This is a genomic window from Fodinibius sp. SL11 (assembly GCF_052060035.1).
Classification (GTDB): Bacteria; Bacteroidota; Rhodothermia; order Balneolales; family Balneolaceae; genus Fodinibius.
The window spans coordinates 413938-431644 of sequence record NZ_JBPOEA010000001.1; the positions used below are offsets into that span (position 1 = coordinate 413938).

Below are 17707 nucleotides of genomic sequence, written 5' to 3' on the forward strand. Positions count from 1 at the left end.
CATTCTGTAATCTTGAATTTGATATACAGAATTGTATGCGATTTTGTGAACATTTCGGAAAAAGTAATATAAGAATTTTAAGTAATGAGCAGCTCGGTTAACGATAATTACGAAGCAGTTATTGGGCTTGAAGTACATGCCCAGCTATTAACAGAAAGTAAGGCTTTTGCCCCGGTTTCAACAGAATTTGGCGGATCGCCCAATACCCAGGTTACTCCGCTTTGTTTGGGGCATCCCGGTACTTTGCCGGTATTAAATGAAAACCTGGTGCGTTATATCATTAAGATGGGATTGGCGACGAACTGTGACATCGCCCGAAAATCAATTTTTGCGCGTAAGAATTACTTTTATCCTGATCTTCCCAAGGGATACCAGATTTCGCAATACGATACGCCCATCTGTCACGATGGACATATTGGTATAACTACTGACGGGGAGGATAAAGAAATTGGCATTACGCGTATTCATATGGAGGAGGATGCCGGGAAGTCTATTCACGATCAGGACCCGTTTAATACGCTAATTGATCTTAACCGAGCCGGTGTTCCGTTGATAGAGATTGTTTCGGAACCGGACCTTCGTACCCCCAAAGAAGCCTATGAATATTTGAAACGAATCAAGCAGATTGTGCAATACTTGGAGATCTGCGATGGGAACATGGAAGAGGGCAGTCTGCGTTGCGATGCTAACGTCTCTGTCCGTCCGAAAGGCCAAGAGGAGTTTGGTACACGGACTGAGCTTAAAAACATGAACTCATTTCGTAATGTGGAGCGGGCGATCGAGTTCGAAATTGAGCGTCAGATTGAGCTCATTGAATCCGGAGGCGAAGTTGTACAGCAGACATTGCTCTGGGATGCCAATAAGATGGAAACACGCATGATGCGCTCTAAAGAAGAAGCGCATGACTATCGGTATTTTCCCGAACCGGATATTCCACCGGTTATAGTAACTGACGAAATGCTCGAAGACATTAAGCAGGAGCTGCCAGAAATGCCCGATATACGCAAGCAGCGCTTTATGGATGAGTTCAATATGAGCGAAGAAGATGCGCAAACGTTAACTGAAGATCGTTATTTAGCAGATTTTTATGAAGATGTACTGCATCATGTTGGTAGTCCAAAGGCCGTTTCCAATTTAATTTTAACCGAGGTGTTGCGAACGTTAAACGATCGAAGTATTGGGATCAAAAAACTTCCTATTTCCGAGGAGCGACTGGCTGGACTAGTACAATTGCGTGAGGATGATAAAATCAATTCATCTGCAATGACCGAAATTTATGATGCTATGCTTGAAGAGCAAAAATCAGCCGAAAATCTGGCCAAAGAAATGAATCTAATTCAAGTTTCAGATACCGGATTTCTTGAACCTATCGTTGATGAGGTTATCGAACAATACCCTGATGAGGTAGAACGATACAGAGATGGCAAAAAGGGGTTGATTGGCTTTTTTATAGGACAGGTTATGCAGCGCTCACAAGGGAAGGCTAATCCGCAGATGGTTCGAGAGATGATTTCGGCACGGCTTGAAGAAGAATAATTAAGTGTTATAACATAAATTCTTTTGTTTCAGAAAAAGACTATGCTAACCAAATTAAGGTACTGTTTTATTGTTCTGGCTATTGGGGTAATCAGTTGGGGATGTTCAAACGAGCCGGAAAATAAAACGGCACATATTTCTGGGAGTTTTACCGTTTCAGACTCCATAGATTCAAGCGGAGACTTTTCAGGTATTGGATTTACGATCATTCAAAAAGATTCTGCCAATGCCGATGCTGATACTCTTTACCATGCGGTAACTGATTCTAATGGCAGTTTTTCCGGTCTGGCCACCTTTCAGGAAAAACGCCGATATCCATTAATTATTAGTCGAAACAAAAGAAATTTAGCCCGAAGTGGTATTATCCTGGCTGAGGATGATTCTGTTTTTATTACGGGAGAACTACCCAACATCAGGGAAACACTAAAGATTTCTTCCCACGAGCACGATGCGATGGAGACCTATCAACGGTTGGGCAAAAATTTTCAACGGGTAATGCAGCTGGCACGATCCGGACAGCTTAAAGGGGATACCTTGCGTGATGAGCTGCAGAAATGGTCGAACCTCTATTGGGATGTCTATGAAGAGGAAGAAGGGACTTTTGCATCAAATTTTGCTGCTCGTGAGGCTATTAAAATTCTGGAAAGCTTTGACAAGCCTCAAATGATGAATCGTATTAGAGCGGTTGATGGATATGATGATTTAAGTGACCTTGGGGCTACTTTTGGAAAACGATATATGGCAGAGAACAAGGGATTGGATTCTGCGCTGGTATATTTAGATTCATTGGCTCAGATGACAGAGTCGGAAGGCAGTACAAAACGCATTGCCCGAGAAAAAATAAAATTGCTCTATGACAGTGCCCGGGTAGATCAGGCGCAACAGCAATTGTCTGCATTTAAGCAGTCATATCCTGAAGATTCGACCAGTAATTGGGTTGAGTCCATGTCATACGATCTTAACTATCTGTCGCCGGGAGATACAATTCCCGAATTTCAATTTTCTCAAAATGGGAGAGTCATTAGCCGGGATTCGCTTTCGGGAACTCCCTATATCTTGGAAATTACTAGGCTAAGTAATCGTTTGTATCAAAATCAGTTTGACCGAACGGTTGTTATTCACAGTATTTACAAAAACTACGGATTACAAATTGTAACATTACCTCTTGATGAGAGTCAGGTTACGGTGGATGCTTTTTTTGAAGAACGAGTAAAGCCGTGGCCGGTAGCCGATGCTCAGGCATTTGACCGCGAAAAATTGTTAAAGAAATTTAATATCCGTTTAATACCTACGCGCTTTCTTGTTGACGAGCATGGGAAAATTATAAGAAAGTATGTGGGCAACGAGTTTGAAGATGTAATTCAAGGAATCCAAAGAATTATTAACAAAGACAAAAACGAGGAACCTACATCATGAGACGATTTTTAATCGCCGGAAATTGGAAAATGAATTGTGGACCCAAGGAAACCTCAACACTTCTGCAGGGTATAGAAAATATTATTGGAAACATGCCCAAAGCTGTTGACGGATTGGTTTGTCCGCCTACCATTTCGCTAACTACGGCCTCGGTTGAATTACAGGATATTGACGGCCTTGCCTTAGGAGCCCAGAATGTACATTCTGAAGATAATGGAGCTTATACAGGTGAAGTAAGCACTGAGATGCTTACTGAGGTAAATTGTGAATATGTTATACTGGGGCATTCCGAACGTCGCCAATATTTCGGTGAAACCGATAAAACAGTAAATGCCAAGGTGAACAAAGCATTAAATGACGGACTAAAGCCAGTGATTTGTGTGGGCGAATCATTAGAACAGCGAAAGGCCAATGAGCACAAATTGCGTGTAAAAAAGCAGGTTCAAGGTGCATTAATTGGTGTTGAAGAAGATGACGCTTCTAATCTTGTTATTGCGTATGAACCGATTTGGGCAATCGGAACCGGAGAAACGGCTACTCCTGATCAAGCCCAAGAAATGCATAAGATGATTCGCGAAGAATTGTCCGAGTTGTACTCGGAAGAGGCAGCCGCCAAAATTCGTATTTTGTATGGCGGTAGCATGAAACCGCATAATGCTGAAGAATTGCTTCAGAAACCCGACGTTGATGGAGGACTTATCGGGGGCGCTTCACTTAAGGCTGACAGTTTTACGGATATCATCCATATTGCAAATGAGCTTTCTTAGTGGATCTATCCCAAAATGAATCCAAATTACGATTTTGAATCTTAATTAGCTGTAAATAATGAATGTATTACTACTGGGCAGTGGCGGACGCGAACATGCAATGGCGTGGAGCATTGCCAAATCAGATCGATTAGATGAACTCTTTATTGCCCCGGGTAATCCGGGTACGGCGCAGGCTGGTACCAATGTAGATCTTAACCTGTCTGATTTTGATGCTATTCTTACCTTCATCGAAGAAAATAACGTTGAGCTGACAGTAGTAGGACCGGAAAAACCATTAGTGAATGGTATTACTGATTTTCTGGAAGAGAAGGGGCACAAGGTTTTCGGGCCATCCAAAGTAGCGGCACAGCTCGAAGGCAGTAAACAGTTTGCCAATGAGTTTATGAAGAAGAATCGAATACCTACAGCTAATTTTGAGACCTACTCGCGGGATGAATTTGATAAGGCACTTAAAATAATTAAAAGCAAAGACGAGTATCCTGTAGTCTTAAAAGCGGATGGTCTGGCCGGTGGAAAGGGGGTTTTTATCTGTGAGTCGGCCGAAGAGGTCGAGAAACGTCTTAATGAATTAAAAGAAGATGAGCGTTTTCAGCAGGCTGCCCAAAAGCTGGTGGTCGAAGAGTTTATGAAAGGGGATGAAGCCTCGGTATTTGTTATCTCGGATGGGAAAACAGCTAAAATTTTGCATTATGCCCAGGATCATAAACGCATTGGAGAAGGGGATACCGGGTTGAATACCGGTGGAATGGGCGCCTATTGTCCTACCCCTGTCATTGGCAATCGCATGCTCCAACGGGTAGAGAAAGAGATTATCTTACCTACCATATCGGCCATGCTGTTAGATGAAAATTCGTACAAAGGTATTTTGTATTGTGGCTTAATGATTACTGATGATGGACCCAAGGTCGTTGAATTTAACTGTCGCTTGGGGGATCCCGAAGCACAGGCGGTTTTACCGTCATTGGAGTCTGATTTGTTGGACCTTATGGATGCGGCTGTGAATGAGCGGCTGAATGAGAAAGAAGTGAAAATTGATAACAAGTATCGCTGCTGTGTGGTAATGGCTTCAGCAGGATATCCGCTTGACTATGAGAAGGGTAAAGTAATTACTGGAATAGATAATGTTTCTGATGATGCTCTTGTATTTCATGCCGGGACCAAGGCTGAGAATGGTAAAATATATACTGATGGGGGACGGGTACTAAGTGTGGTCGCTGCCGGGGATACGTTGCAGGAATCTATTAAAAACACCTATGCCGAAGTGAAAAAAATCGATTTTGATAATAAGTACTACCGATCAGATATTGGAACAAAAGGGCTTAAATACTTCGATTAAAGGCCGTTTTTTTGAGATTTGTTCTTATTGTTCTGTTCGCTGTAAAAAAAGTTCAGCTAACTTACTCCTGATTATTTTCCCCGTTCTGGTTTTGGGAAGCTCATCGACCCGAATAATTTCTTTGGGGATTTTATAAGCAGCAAGCGTTGTTTTTAAATCCTCTTTAATGGCCGTGAAATTGATGGGCTCTCCATTTTTAGTGACAGCAACAGCCACAACTTTTTGTCCCCACTCATTATCAGCTATTCCAAATACGGCTGCTTCTTTAATAGCTGTTAGCTTAATGAGGTTAGATTCAACCTCAAAGGGAGAAACATTTTCTCCACCGGTAACAATGCGATCCGTACGTCGCGAATCAATAAAGAGTTGGTTATTAGCATTAAAATAGCCAAAATCGCCTGTTCTAAACCATCCCTTCTCATCAAAAATATTTTTGTTATCCATATTCAAATACCCATCAAAAACCTGTGGTCCCTTAATCCATATTTCGCCTGTAGTGTTAATACTGACGACCTCGTTTTCTTCATCTCGTATTTGAATATTATTCGGTTCAAATACAGTTCCTACACTTTGTAAAGGCCCATACGTGCCGCTGGGTTTTAAGATAGGATTAGCTGCAATTTGAGCACAGGTTTCAGTCATCCCGTAACTTGGAACCAACGGAATACCTTTGTTTCTACATTCTTTGATAAGGTTTACATTAATGGGGCCGCCGCCAAGCAAAATGGCTTTAAAATTTTGATGGACAAGAAACCCTGATCGCTCCATCAATCTTTTTAACATAGTCGGAACCAGCGATGCGGCTTGGAAAAGCTTATTTTCAGTTAAAAAGGTAGTAATCATTTTAGGGTGAAAACTCTTCATCCTGAATATGGCAGAGCCATATAGAAGAGACCGTAAAATAATCGAGACTCCTCCAATATGAGCTAACGGTAAACAAAGCAGCCAGAAATGGTTCTTACGAGGTTTAAAATTTTTGGCAGAAGCTTTTGCTGCAAAAAGCATTTGCCGTCGTTTAAGTGGCACAATCTTTGGGATGCCGGTGGTTGTTCCGGAGGTGAAAAAGTATCCAAAAACCTGGTCGGGCCCGGTTTGTGGAGTGTAATGTTTAGCTTCAAAACCAAGGGCAACATCAATTTCAAGTGATCGTGTTAAATCGAGTTGCTTAATATCTATGGAATCAGAATGATCTATTTTAGCCTGTAGTTTTTGGTCAACAAATACCAAGCCGGGATCAGTTTGCTCAAGCTGACGATTAAGTTCGCCTGACGAGGCTTTGGTATCAAAGGAAATAAAGGGAATACCGAGGTTCCAGCAAGCAGCAATCGCAAAAATAAGAGTGTCAGAAGAGGGGGCCAGAAACCCTATTGGTTTTTCAAAGTGATGATCGAAATCGAATAGGAATTGCAGAAAAAAACGTTCAAATTGCTTGAGATCCCCATAGGAATGCAAGCCAAAGCTGGATCCCAGGAACAGATCATCTTGTCTGGGGGCAGCAAATGTTGGTATTTGATCTGTTTTACCCACGGTCAAAAAAGTTTTTTAAAAAGCTTTTGTTGCTCAAAATTGATTGATGTTACGGGCTGAGATGATATATTAAGGTATCCCTCTGAAAAGATATTCTTATCAGAGGAAATATCCTTTGCTAATAAAAAGCCGGTTGAAAGTCCATGTGCTATGAGTGGTGATCCCAATCCCGCTGCCATTAAGTCTATAAAATATCGGCCAACGCTACTTTCAAGGCTCGTCGTAATCACTACTTTATTATTATGAGTGTTTGCAAGCCGTTTTGTTTCAATATTTTTTTGGAAACTGCCAACTACCATCGGTTTTATAATAAGATATTTGGTGAAAGGAAGTAAATTTGGCCAATATGGATGTTGCGCAGTTGATTCATCCAATGCAAGGGGCAGGGCAGTATGTTGGGATAATTGTTCCAGGTTTTTGGGAGTAGGCTCAACTAACGGTTCTTCACAATATTCAATATTCAAGTCATTTAGCTGATTGCAATACTCAACAGCTTGATCCAAACTCCAGGCCTGGTTAGCGTCGACTCGAATCGTTAGTTTGGGATATTTATTTCTAATCTTGCGGAGCAGCGGAAGTTCTTGTTCAAAGTGAAGTCCAATTTTACACTTAATCGTTTGGTACCCGGATGTAATGTTACGTTCAACAGTATTAAGAACTGTATCCTCTTGAAGTGAAATTAATGCGTTGACAGGTACTTTTTTCGCCGAATCGGGGAATAAATAGGGAAATAGTGATTGATTATTTTGCTGAGCTTTAATTTGATATGCAAGGGTATCCAAACCAAATTGCAGAGAGGGGGGGATATCGGCATCTCTATAAAATTGCTTAAGCTCATCAATAGGTTTTGAACTATCTAATTTATTCTCAAGTGTTTGTTGATGAGCGAGCAGTATTTTTTTGACCGACTTATGGTTTTCTGCCGAGAAACCGGGTAATGGCGCTACTTCCCCAAAAAATTCCTGCTCCTTTTTCGTGTGAAATAAAACAAATCCCTTCCGATATTGAAAGATTTGGTTACTTGTTTTTAGTGGTTTAGAAAAAGGGAGTTTATATGAATGGCAGGCTAATGTCATAACGAATCCACAATGATTCCTATACTAAAAAGAACGCCATAAAAGGTCATAAAACGAGCGGTATCTTCCAATACCTTATTGAATTTACGTTTATCATCCCAAAACCAGACTTTGTAAAGTTGTGAGAATCCATAAGGGCTAATTACAAAGGGTAGAAATACGATGGCATCATATCCCAGCTGGAAATAAAAATGAGGAGGAATGGCTAATGCCAATAATAACATCAGCAGGTATTCCCAACGCAGGGCAGTCTCCCCAAAAATGACCCCGAGCGTATTTTTGCCAGCAACTTTATCCTGTTCGACATCACGCAGATTATTGATGACTAAGATGTTTGTTGAAAGTGCCCCCACCGTTAAAGAAGCCCAAAACGAAGCGTTACTCCATTCGAGGGCATTAACATAATAAGTGCCCATAACGGCAACGATTCCGAAAAAAATAAACACAAAAATATCTCCAAGTCCGTTATAGCCCAGTGGAAAAGGGCCCCCGGTATAAAGTATTCCGAAAACCAACGAAGCCACTCCAATCCAGAATATAGCCCAGCCGGCATGCCACACAAGATATAAGCCCAGAAGAAAAGCGAATGCCATAGTGATTATGGTCGCATTACGCATGGATTCGGCAGAAATGAAACCTTTTGCGGTAGCTCGTTCAAAGCCGATACGTTCGTCCGTATCAGCTCCTTTTTTGAAATCAAAGTAATCGTTGGCAAAGTTAGTCCCAATTTGAATCAAGAAAGCACACAGCAGAGCAACAATTGTTGCATCCCATAAAAACTGTTGATCATGATAGGCCAAAGCGGCTCCAACGCAAACAGGGACAAAGGCAGCAGGCAGTGTTTGGGGACGCGCAGCTTTGACCCAAATACTCACCGTTGTAGAGTTTTTCATGTAATAAATAAGAGAAAAATTGTGGAAAAAGTTTGACTCCAATTATAGCAATAAATATCTCGCTTAAAAAAACAAGCTATTTTCAATTTCCGGTAAAATATTTTAACCAAGAATAGATAAAAAGCATATAATAATTAAAAAAATTAATCAAAAAGCTATTTAGTCCTTTTAAAATAATATGTTAATAAAAATATAATTAAATAATTTGTGTAATATCGAGTATATCGACTATATTTAGGGCAGTTTAAAATTTTAACACAACACAACTTAATACTCCAATGACAAAAGCAATGCGACGATACGATCCTTTGGCAGCCGCACGAAATTGGTCACCAGAATCAAACGGGAAAGAACGAGAGGCGATGAACATTACTGAGATCTTCGGTGAAAATACTTTTCAGCAGGAAGATCTTGAAGATCGGCTTCCCGAGACTATTTGGAAAGATTTAAGAAAAACGATCCGGGAAGGAGAGCAGCTAAATTCTGAAGTAGCTGATGCAGTCGCTGTGGCCATGAAAGATTGGGCTACTGAAAAAGGCGCTACACATTTTACACACTGGTTTCAGCCGCTGACAGGGCTCACTGCTGAAAAGCATGATAGTTTTATAACGCCCAACCAGGGAGGGGGAGCTATTGCCGAATTTTCAGGGTCAGATTTGATTCAAGGTGAACCGGATGCTTCCAGTTTTCCCAGTGGCGGATTACGACAGACGTTTGAAGCCCGTGGTTATACGGCATGGGATCCTACATCTCCTGCTTTTATCATGGAAAATGATAATGGTTGTTATTTGTGTATTCCCACTGCTTTTGCTTCATGGTCTGGTGAGGCGCTTGATCACAAGACGCCCATTTTACGGTCTAATGAAAGCCTCGATAAACAAACGAAGAGAGCTTTGAAACTTTTTAATGTTGATGCCAAGAGAGTTTCTTCTACCGTGGGCTGTGAACAGGAGTACTTTCTGATTGATCAGGAGTTTTTCTATCGTCGTCCTGATTTAATGACTGCCGGCAGAACGCTTGTAGGCGCTAAGCCTCCACGTGGCCAAGAACTTGATGACCATTATTTTGGCACTATCCAAGAACGAGTGCTTTCATTTATGTTGGAAGCTGAAAAAGAGTTATACAGGCTTGGTATACCGGTCAAAACACGTCATAATGAAGTTGCTCCGGGACAGTTTGAAATAGCTCCCATTTTTGAGACCTGCAATATTGCCGCCGATCACCAGCAGTTAATGATGATCACCCTCAAACGAGTGGCTCGAAAGTACGGTTTTGAGTGCCTGCTGCATGAAAAACCCTTTGATGGATTAAACGGGAGCGGCAAGCACCTTAACTGGTCCCTTAGTACCAGCGATGGAATGAACTTGCTTGAACCGGGTGATAATCCTCATGATAATATGCAGTTTCTGTTTTTCTTTACAGCTATTTTAAAGGCTGTATATGAACATCAGGACTTGCTGCGCATAAGCATTGCTCATGCGGGTAATGATCATCGTCTGGGAGCTAATGAAGCCCCGCCTGCTATTATTTCGGCTTATATTGGTGAGCAGTTGTCAGATGTAATTGATCAGCTGCTAAATGGCGGAGCCAAAGAATCTAAGCAGGGTGGTCTGTTGGGATTAGGAACACCTGTGTTACCTTCACTGCCTAAGCACGCAGGTGACAGGAACCGGACCTCCCCGTTTGCTTTTACAGGCAACAAGTTTGAGTTCCGGGCTGTAGGATCCAGTCAGTCTATCTCTTTCCCGATTGTGGTATTAAATACTATTGTGGCCGATGCCATCGATAAACTTTGTACTGATCTTGAGGAGAAAGTTGATGATGGGGAATCATTGGAAGAATCGCTTGGAGAAGTGGTTCGAGAGGCCCTTTCCGATTCCAAAGATATCATCTTTAACGGTGATGGCTATTCTGAGGAATGGGAAAAAGAAGCTGAAAAACGTGGATTGCTAAACCTGCGTACTACCATGGATGCACTGCCAAAGCTGACAGACGAGAAAAACATTAATCTGTTTGAGAAGCACAAGGTGCTAAATAGTCGTGAGATACATTCAAGGCAGGAAATCTGGGCTGAGCAATATCTGACTACGCTCAATATCGAGGCAGATACTACTGAAGCCATGGCTAAGACCATGATTTATCCCGCCGCAGTACGATATATGAATGAGCTTGCTGATAATGTGAAACGTATTGACGGCCTCGGCTTGGAGAACAGAGGATCCATGGAGATGCTTAAAAAAGTTAACAGTGGACTGAACGATCTCAATGATGCTCTGGAAGAACTTCGTGGAATTGTCCTTCAAAGTAATGGAGACTCAGTCTTGGAAAGTGCTACCTATGTGAAGGATAATGTACGGCCGGCCATGACAAAGATTCGTGATTCGGTCGACTTTCTGGAGCGTCATGTAGCGGATGATTATTGGCCGTTACCTATCTATCGAGAAATGCTGTTCGTTAAATAGCAACGGTTGATAAACGGTTAATTTTAAGAACCCTCGGGGTAATCAAATCCCTGAGGGTTTTTGTATTTATACCTGTGGTAAGTGACTTCCTGCACATTTGTTGTAAAAAGGAGAATGATTTTTTGCAGGTCTGCGATTATTTCAACAAAATGAGAAAGTTTGGAAACTAAAGCTTTTAATTAATCATCATATTATGAACAGGATAGGATCTGGAATTCTCATTGCAGTACTATTATTGGGACTACAATGGCCAGCGATGGCTCAGCAAGAGGATTCCCAAAAGCGGTATAAGCAGATAGACGAACATACAGAAGAAATCTTTGAACAGGTTGTGGAATGGCGGCGTCATTTTCACGAAAACCCTGAGTTGTCGAACAGAGAAGCAGAAACCGCTGAATATATAGCCGATTATTTACGTGATCTTGGAATGAAGGTTGAAACCGGTGTTGCGCATACGGGTGTGGTCGGAGTTCTGGAAGGGGGTAAAGAAGGACCGGTGGTAGGATTGCGAGCTGATATTGATGCACTCCCAGTTAAGGAGCGTGCAGAGGTACCTTTTAAATCTACGAAAACGACTACCTATCTTGGCAAAGAGGTAGGGGTAAGCCACGCCTGTGGACATGATACACACATCGCTATGCTGATGGGCGCCGCAAAAATTCTTGCCGATATGAAAGATGAGCTGAAGGGGACTGTTAAATTTATCTTTCAGCCGGCTGAAGAGGGAGCACCTCCGGGAGAAGAGGGAGGCGCCGAATTAATGGTAAAAGAAGGAGTATTGGAAAATCCTGACGTGGATGTGGTCTTTGGCCAACATATCAATTCACAAACCGAAGTGGGAAAGATTCGATATCGTCCCGAAGGTACGATGGCTGCCTCAGATCGTTTTGTAATTACCGTAAAAGGAAAACAGACACACGGTTCCACACCATGGACCGGTGTCGATCCGATTGTAACATCAGCGAAAATTATAGAAGGATTGCAGTCGATTATCAGCCGTCAGACTGAACTTACAAAAGCTGCGGCAGTAATATCGGTAGGTAAGATTGAGGCCGGGGTTCGCAATAATATTATCCCTGAAGAAGCAGAGATGATTGGTACTATACGTACGTTGGATACTGAAATGCAGGATATTATCCATAAAAAAATACGTCATGTTGCAACAAAAACAGCAGAAAGCATGGGTGCAACTGCGGAAGTTGAAATTGAAAAAGGGTACCCGGTAACCTATAATGATCCTGCGCTAACCGAACAGATGCTACCGACCTTGGAGGGGATTGCTGGCTCAGATGATATTATTTTATCGGATGCAATTACCGGGGCCGAGGATTTTTCATTTTTCCAGAAAGAAGTGCCCGGATTGTATTGGTTTGTGGGAGGTATGCCCAAGGGAATGAATACCAGTGAGGCCGCTCCTCACCACACCCCGGATTTTTACATTGAGGAAGAAGGGATGAAGTTGGGCGTGAAATCCATGGTGGGCCTCACTGTCGATTACATGAATCAATACTCAAAATAAAAGATAGAGGAACTCTGTCGTCACATTTTTGTTTTCTATTGTTCATTGCTGATTTATGGCAATCAGAAAATTAGTATAGAATGCTTTTCTGTATAACCCTTTTTTGATTGGGATGGACAACAAATGCATGTGGCAACCGTATCAATATTTGTTTGCGATAGTTGAGTTCTATGTACTGTTAGAATTGGCGGTTATGAACCGTATATTCCACCAAAATTAATTGCTAATAAATTTTATTTATTCTTGAATTATCAATCCCCACAATACAGTCCGAATACGCAAATTTCGATATTTCCACCGGCTGTAAAACATCTGCTTATTATTAACTTATTGGCGTTTGTAGCGTTAAATACGCCTATGGTTGCTGAGTATTTATTTACCTATGGAGCACTTTGGCCTATTGGGTCCGGACGTTTTGGCGTTTGGCAATTGGTAACCTACATGTTTTTGCATGCCAGCTTTGGGCACATCTTTTTTAACTTGTTTGCACTTTGGATGTTTGGGCAAGCCATCGAAAATTTTTGGGGAACCAATCGTTTTGTGATTTACTACTTTTTAACCGGTATTGGAGCGGCTCTTTTGCATATGCTGGTTGGTGGCGCAGGCGCTCCAACATTAGGTGCTTCCGGGGCCGTTTATGGCATTTTGCTGGCCTTTGGGATGATGTTTCCCAACCGACCGATCATGCTTTTATTTCCGCCTATCCCCATTAAAGCAAAATACTTTGTAGCTATTTTTGGAGCTATCGAACTTGTCAGCGGGTTAACGAGAACCAACTCTGGAGTGGCGCATTTTGCACACCTCGGAGGTATGCTTGTAGGTTTTATCCTGATAAAATATTGGGGATTAAAAAGTGAAGAAACTTACTACTAACAGTAATTTTTTTTTACCTTTACTTAATGTTATAAAAACATTAATGGCGGACTCGACCTATGTATGACGATTCTTTCGGTAACTCAGTAAAGCGCGGTTATTGGGGATTGCCTGTGGCAATACGGGTGATTATCACCATTAACGTGGCGATATTCATTGTTCAAACGCTGCTGAGTATCTTTAGTCCTGCCTTCAGTAATTTATTTGTTGATGCTTTTGCTTTTTATCCACAGTGGCAAACGGCTCTTTTTCAGCCTTGGAGAGCCGTTACTTATATGTTTTTGCATGGCGGTGCTTTTCACCTGCTTTTCAATATGCTCTGGCTTTGGTGGATGGGGCGATCTGTTGAACAATCGATGGGGCCGCGGACCTTTTCTGTTATCTTTTTTGGGGCCGGAATCGGAGGAGCATTGTTTAATGTTGTGGCAGCTCCGCTCTTAGGGTTTAATCCCGTTATTGGAGCATCAGGAGCGGTATACGGCATTATGGTGGCCTTTGCGATGCTCTATCCCACTATGCCTATTATGCTGATTTTTTTTCCGCCTATCCAGGCACGATACGTTGTAGCCGGACTTATTGCTATTGATGCATTATTGCTGGGATCATCAGACGGAACCGCGCGTATCGTCCACTTGGCCGGGGCTGGCGTAGGTTATTTATTGATGAAATATCACGGACAAGGTCATGATTTAAGCCGCTGGATATTACCCATTGAACAGTTTTGGTATCGATTGAAGGGGGCCTATCAAAAGAAAAAATCACGCCCCAAAAATAAGAATATGTATTCTGTTTCTGATGCTGAAATTGTTGAGGAAACAGACCAGTCTGAACTTGATGCTATCTTGGAGAAAATTTCCCAGAAAGGCTATGATGGTCTTACGGATGAGGAGAAGAAAAAACTCTTTGAGTTAAGCAAGAAAAATTAAATATAAAATTTGAATGATTTTTATCGTTCCTGTGGTTCAGTAGGGTACGATCAGAAAAAGTAACAAAGATATTATGTCTCACATTAAGCGACGAGATTCTATTCAGGTCATGGTTGGTGATGTACCGGTGGGCGGTGGTGCACCCATTGTGGTACAATCGATGACAAACACCGACACCTCCGATTTTGATGCTACGGTCGATCAAATTAAGCACTTACACAGGGAAGGATCGGAGATCGTCAGAGTTACCGTTAATAATGACGCGGCCGCTGAGGCTGTCCCCAAAATCAAGGAAAAACTGTTGGCCGATGATGTAACGGTGCCTATTGTCGGAGATTTTCACTATAACGGTCACAAGCTGCTGGTTGATTATCCTGAAGCGGGGCAAGCGCTCTCTAAATTTCGTATTAATCCCGGAAATACCGGTACTAAAACACGGGATGAGAACTTTTGCACAATTGTAGAGCAGGCCATCAAACATGATAAGCCGGTGCGCATTGGCGTAAACTGGGGGTCGCTGGACCAAAAGCTGTTGGCTAAAAAAATGGATGCGAACAGTGAGCTCGAAAATCCCAAGTCGTCGAAGCAGGTAATGCTGGATACGATGGTGGAAAGTGCTCGTCGTTCTGCCGAGCTGGCCGAAAGTGTAGGCCTGGCATCCAACAAGATTATCATTAGTTGCAAAATGTCACACGTGCAGGATGTTGTGCATGTGTACGAACGTATCGCAGAATTGCTTCCTTATCCGCTGCATGTGGGACTCACCGAAGCGGGCATGGGTATGAAGGGAACCGTAGCCAGTACGGCTGCACTTTCGGTGCTCTTGCAACAGGGAATTGGCGATACTATTCGTGTCTCCCTTACTCCTAAACCTGGCGGTGATAGGGCACAAGAAGTGCGTATATGTCAACAGGTTTTACAATCACTGGGCATACGCAATTTTGTGCCCCAAGTGACGGCTTGCCCCGGTTGCGGACGTACTAACAGTACCTATTTTCAAGAGCTTGCGGATGAAATTCAGGATTACCTGCGCGAAATGATGCCGATCTGGCGCGATGTTTATCCCGGAGTTGAAGAGATGAATGTTGCGGTGATGGGTTGTGTAGTTAACGGTCCAGGTGAATCGCGCAATGCCAATATCGGTATTTCCCTGCCCGGTACCTTTGAAGAGCCCAAAGCCCCCGTTTATATGGATGGTGATCATTATACAACCCTCCGTGGCGAAGGCATCGGGCAAGAGTTTCGTAATATCCTGGATGATTACGTGATGAGAAATTATGGGAACACAAATGGGAAAGAAGAGCCTGAAACTGCTGAAGAAACAGGATAAATCTATCGGCCTCATAAATGCTTTTACAACTGCTGTTTCCCCTAAAGTAGTTGTTTTATTACTTTCAGTAGTTCTGTTTTCTTGCAGTGATCGTGCCCCTGTCAATGAACAATATTTGGAGACCGAAACCTATAAGCAGTTCAGTAAAAATCAGCAGAACGAGTATACCACTCGTTTAAAAAATCTCCAGTCACTAAAAAAATATCTGACCGAGTTTGCGGAATGCAATACAGAGCAAGAGCTAAGCTTTCCAGTTCAATTTGATGGTAGCATTCTGGAGAGAGAACACAATGCCTGCGAACAGGTAGCGGAGAAAGTTAATCGTAATTTTACCTCTCAAAGAATTGGATATTCTAAATGGCAGGATATTGTTATTCGCTGGATCTTGCTTCAAAAAGAATCAGTTTATGAGGATGCAGAGCTTTTAGCTGCTACCTACCGCGGTAATACACTGATAGGTTTTCAAACGGTTGGGGTATTCAGGCAAAATTTACAGCAAAATTTTTCTACGGATATTGAGGTTGCTCAGGATCGCGATCAAATAGTCATAAAATCGGCAGTAGATCGTGGGATTAAATATCCTTTCGAACAAAACAATGTTATTGAAACGGTATATCAAGTGGATACTTCCGGTACAATCGTAGAACAAACCGATCAAAAGACAAGTTATCAGTCATTGCCAAAAATTCTCAATGATTTGAACCGCTGTGCTATGGGCAAGAGATGGATGTTGCCGGCCCAAATAAATGAAGTTACTTTGAACAAGGAGGGCGTTTCCTGCGCAAAAGTCGGCAGTAAATACAATGGTAACTTTATAGCTCGCTCTGTTGGATATACGATTTTTAAGGATCTAACTGTGCGCTTGTTTGATATGAGAAGCCGTTTACATCCAGAAAACCACCTTACGATGGCGGGGACTTATAAGGATGAAGCACTTGTCAGTTTTCAAACGGTCGGTAAATTTCATAATTATTCCCCGAACTTTATTACTGATATCGATATTTCCTCAAATGTTAGGATTCATCAAGATGGAGATTCTCTGTATATTATAAGCAATGTTATTCGCGATCGGTCTTTTCCGGTCAAGCAACAAGATTTGATAACTGCAAATTACGTATTGGGTGCGGATGGTAATATCAGAGAAATCTAAATAATATAAGATTAGTTAATATCACAAATACATTTTTTATGATTATGGATTATTCAAAGCGTTTTATCATTTTTATCGTGTTACTCGTAGTTCCCCTAATTGTGTTCGGGCAATCCAGTGTTAGTGAGGTGGAGGAAAAAGCGGATTCGCTATATCAACAGTTTGAGGAAGAACAAGCACTGGAATTGTACCAGCAAGTACTTGAAAATAACCCCAATAACTATAAAGCGCTTTGGCGGGCCAGCTTTTTGTATTCTCGGGTTGGCAACCGGTTTAATGACAAGGATGATCAAAAGAACTATTATAACCAGGGGATTGATCTTGCTGAGCGTGCCCTTAAAGTCGACTCCACTGATGCAGAATCTCACTTTGTGATGTCGGTTGCTATGGGACGAAAAGCACTTATTTCAGGCGCTCGGGATCGTGTTGCTGCCTCACGCGCTATTAAAAAGCATGTTGACAAGGCATTGGAATATGATGAAAACCATGCCGGGGCATGGCATGTACTCGGGCGATGGAATTTTAAGGTAGCGAATTTAAGCTGGGTGGAACGTGCTGCGGCCAATACTTTATTTGGTGGCATACCCGGTAATGCAAGCAATCAAAAAGCTGCTGATGCGATTCAAAAAGCCATAGATCTTAACGATAAATATATCCTGTATTACGTTGATCTTGCCAAGGTTTATGAAAAGATGGGGCACGATCAGCAAGCGATATCAGTTTGTGAAAGTGCAGTGAAGCTTGATAACCTTACCCCCGATGATCCCACCTTAAAAGAACAGTGCAGAAAACTTATTTATGATCTGCAATAATTGTTATGTTTAGCGGTCAAAATTGGATATTTGGTAATTGTATTTTGCTCATCCAGGTAATTAAGAATTTCAATTCTCAAT

Annotated in this window: 14 protein-coding genes; 11 read left to right on the forward strand and 3 right to left on the reverse strand. The window is 42.1% G+C overall.

What is annotated here, in order from left to right:
* The first annotated feature begins 84 nt into the window (after nucleotides 1–84).
* From gatB to purD, 4 genes are read left to right on the forward strand one after another with little or no spacing between them, the layout of a single operon-like run.
* Nucleotides 85–1536 (forward strand): Asp-tRNA(Asn)/Glu-tRNA(Gln) amidotransferase subunit GatB, encoded by a 1452-nt coding sequence (gatB, locus tag ACQ76V_RS01645; RefSeq protein ID WP_440998719.1) that lies wholly within the window; start codon nucleotides 85–87, stop codon nucleotides 1534–1536.
* Nucleotides 1537–1578: 42 nt separating this feature from the next.
* Entirely contained in the window at nucleotides 1579–2952 is a 1374-nt protein-coding gene (locus ACQ76V_RS01650) for a TlpA family protein disulfide reductase (RefSeq protein WP_440998720.1), read from the forward strand.
* Complete coding sequence (gene tpiA, locus ACQ76V_RS01655) at nucleotides 2949–3719, forward strand: triose-phosphate isomerase (protein ID WP_440998721.1); 771 nt, start codon at nucleotides 2949–2951, stop codon at nucleotides 3717–3719. The genes ACQ76V_RS01650 and tpiA overlap by 4 nt, the downstream gene beginning before the upstream one ends.
* A gap of 58 nt (nucleotides 3720–3777) precedes the next feature.
* Nucleotides 3778–5058, forward strand: a complete 1281-nt coding sequence (gene purD, locus ACQ76V_RS01660; RefSeq protein ID WP_440998722.1) for a phosphoribosylamine--glycine ligase — start codon at nucleotides 3778–3780, stop codon at nucleotides 5056–5058.
* 24 nt (nucleotides 5059–5082) lie between these two features.
* Here purD and ACQ76V_RS01665 read toward each other — a convergent pair whose 3' ends face one another.
* Genes ACQ76V_RS01665 through ACQ76V_RS01675 form a run of 3 tightly spaced genes read right to left on the reverse strand, consistent with a single transcriptional unit; the run spans nucleotide 5083 to nucleotide 8554 of the window.
* Nucleotides 5083–6585 (reverse strand): AMP-binding protein, encoded by a 1503-nt coding sequence (locus ACQ76V_RS01665; RefSeq protein WP_440998723.1) that lies wholly within the window; start codon nucleotides 6583–6585, stop codon nucleotides 5083–5085.
* 2 nt (nucleotides 6586–6587) lie between these two features.
* Nucleotides 6588–7661, reverse strand: coding sequence for an o-succinylbenzoate synthase (gene menC / locus ACQ76V_RS01670; protein WP_440998724.1), 1074 nt, complete (start codon nucleotides 7659–7661; stop codon nucleotides 6588–6590).
* Complete coding sequence (locus ACQ76V_RS01675; RefSeq protein ID WP_440998725.1) at nucleotides 7658–8554, reverse strand: 1,4-dihydroxy-2-naphthoate polyprenyltransferase; 897 nt, start codon at nucleotides 8552–8554, stop codon at nucleotides 7658–7660. The genes menC and ACQ76V_RS01675 overlap by 4 nt, the downstream gene beginning before the upstream one ends.
* A gap of 278 nt (nucleotides 8555–8832) precedes the next feature.
* Here ACQ76V_RS01675 and ACQ76V_RS01680 point away from each other — a divergent pair, with 278 nt between their 5' ends.
* The 7 genes from ACQ76V_RS01680 (at nucleotide 8833) to ACQ76V_RS01710 (ending at nucleotide 17626) form a co-directional block, all read left to right on the forward strand.
* Nucleotides 8833–11016: a glutamine synthetase III family protein gene (locus tag ACQ76V_RS01680; protein WP_440998726.1), complete on the forward strand. Its 2184-nt coding sequence runs from the start codon at nucleotides 8833–8835 to the stop codon at nucleotides 11014–11016.
* Between the two features lie 193 nt (nucleotides 11017–11209).
* Nucleotides 11210–12535, forward strand: a complete 1326-nt coding sequence (locus ACQ76V_RS01685) for an amidohydrolase (RefSeq protein ID WP_440998727.1) — start codon at nucleotides 11210–11212, stop codon at nucleotides 12533–12535.
* A 243-nt stretch (nucleotides 12536–12778) separates the two neighbouring features.
* Complete coding sequence (locus ACQ76V_RS01690) at nucleotides 12779–13408, forward strand: rhomboid family intramembrane serine protease (protein ID WP_440998728.1); 630 nt, start codon at nucleotides 12779–12781, stop codon at nucleotides 13406–13408.
* Nucleotides 13409–13467: 59 nt separating this feature from the next.
* Nucleotides 13468–14334: a rhomboid family intramembrane serine protease gene (locus ACQ76V_RS01695; RefSeq protein WP_440998729.1), complete on the forward strand. Its 867-nt coding sequence runs from the start codon at nucleotides 13468–13470 to the stop codon at nucleotides 14332–14334.
* 73 nt (nucleotides 14335–14407) lie between these two features.
* Nucleotides 14408–15664: a flavodoxin-dependent (E)-4-hydroxy-3-methylbut-2-enyl-diphosphate synthase gene (ispG, locus tag ACQ76V_RS01700; RefSeq protein WP_440998730.1), complete on the forward strand. Its 1257-nt coding sequence runs from the start codon at nucleotides 14408–14410 to the stop codon at nucleotides 15662–15664.
* Nucleotides 15624–16814 carry a hypothetical protein gene (locus ACQ76V_RS01705; RefSeq protein WP_440998731.1) on the forward strand — a complete coding sequence of 397 codons (1191 nt, stop codon included), beginning with the start codon at nucleotides 15624–15626 and terminating at the stop codon, nucleotides 16812–16814. The genes ispG and ACQ76V_RS01705 overlap by 41 nt, the downstream gene beginning before the upstream one ends.
* Nucleotides 16815–16858: 44 nt before the next feature.
* Nucleotides 16859–17626 carry a tetratricopeptide repeat protein gene (locus tag ACQ76V_RS01710; protein ID WP_440998732.1) on the forward strand — a complete coding sequence of 256 codons (768 nt, stop codon included), beginning with the start codon at nucleotides 16859–16861 and terminating at the stop codon, nucleotides 17624–17626.
* Nucleotides 17627–17707: the final 81 nt, after the last annotated feature.

Coding starts and splice junctions, on each gene's coding strand:
- purD (WP_440998722.1), top strand. CDS start 3,778: ATGAATGTATTACTACTGGGCAGTGGCGGACGCGAACATGCAATGGCG.
- ACQ76V_RS01705 (WP_440998731.1), top strand. CDS start 15,624: ATGGGAAAGAAGAGCCTGAAACTGCTGAAGAAACAGGATAAATCTATC.
- ACQ76V_RS01695 (WP_440998729.1), top strand. CDS start 13,468: ATGTATGACGATTCTTTCGGTAACTCAGTAAAGCGCGGTTATTGGGGA.
- ACQ76V_RS01650 (WP_440998720.1), top strand. CDS start 1,579: ATGCTAACCAAATTAAGGTACTGTTTTATTGTTCTGGCTATTGGGGTA.
- ACQ76V_RS01685 (WP_440998727.1), top strand. CDS start 11,210: ATGAACAGGATAGGATCTGGAATTCTCATTGCAGTACTATTATTGGGA.
- ACQ76V_RS01675 (WP_440998725.1), bottom strand. CDS start 8,554: ATGAAAAACTCTACAACGGTGAGTATTTGGGTCAAAGCTGCGCGTCCC.
- ispG (WP_440998730.1), top strand. CDS start 14,408: ATGTCTCACATTAAGCGACGAGATTCTATTCAGGTCATGGTTGGTGAT.
- ACQ76V_RS01680 (WP_440998726.1), top strand. CDS start 8,833: ATGACAAAAGCAATGCGACGATACGATCCTTTGGCAGCCGCACGAAAT.
- tpiA (WP_440998721.1), top strand. CDS start 2,949: ATGAGACGATTTTTAATCGCCGGAAATTGGAAAATGAATTGTGGACCC.
- menC (WP_440998724.1), bottom strand. CDS start 7,661: ATGACATTAGCCTGCCATTCATATAAACTCCCTTTTTCTAAACCACTA.
- gatB (WP_440998719.1), top strand. CDS start 85: ATGAGCAGCTCGGTTAACGATAATTACGAAGCAGTTATTGGGCTTGAA.
- ACQ76V_RS01710 (WP_440998732.1), top strand. CDS start 16,859: ATGGATTATTCAAAGCGTTTTATCATTTTTATCGTGTTACTCGTAGTT.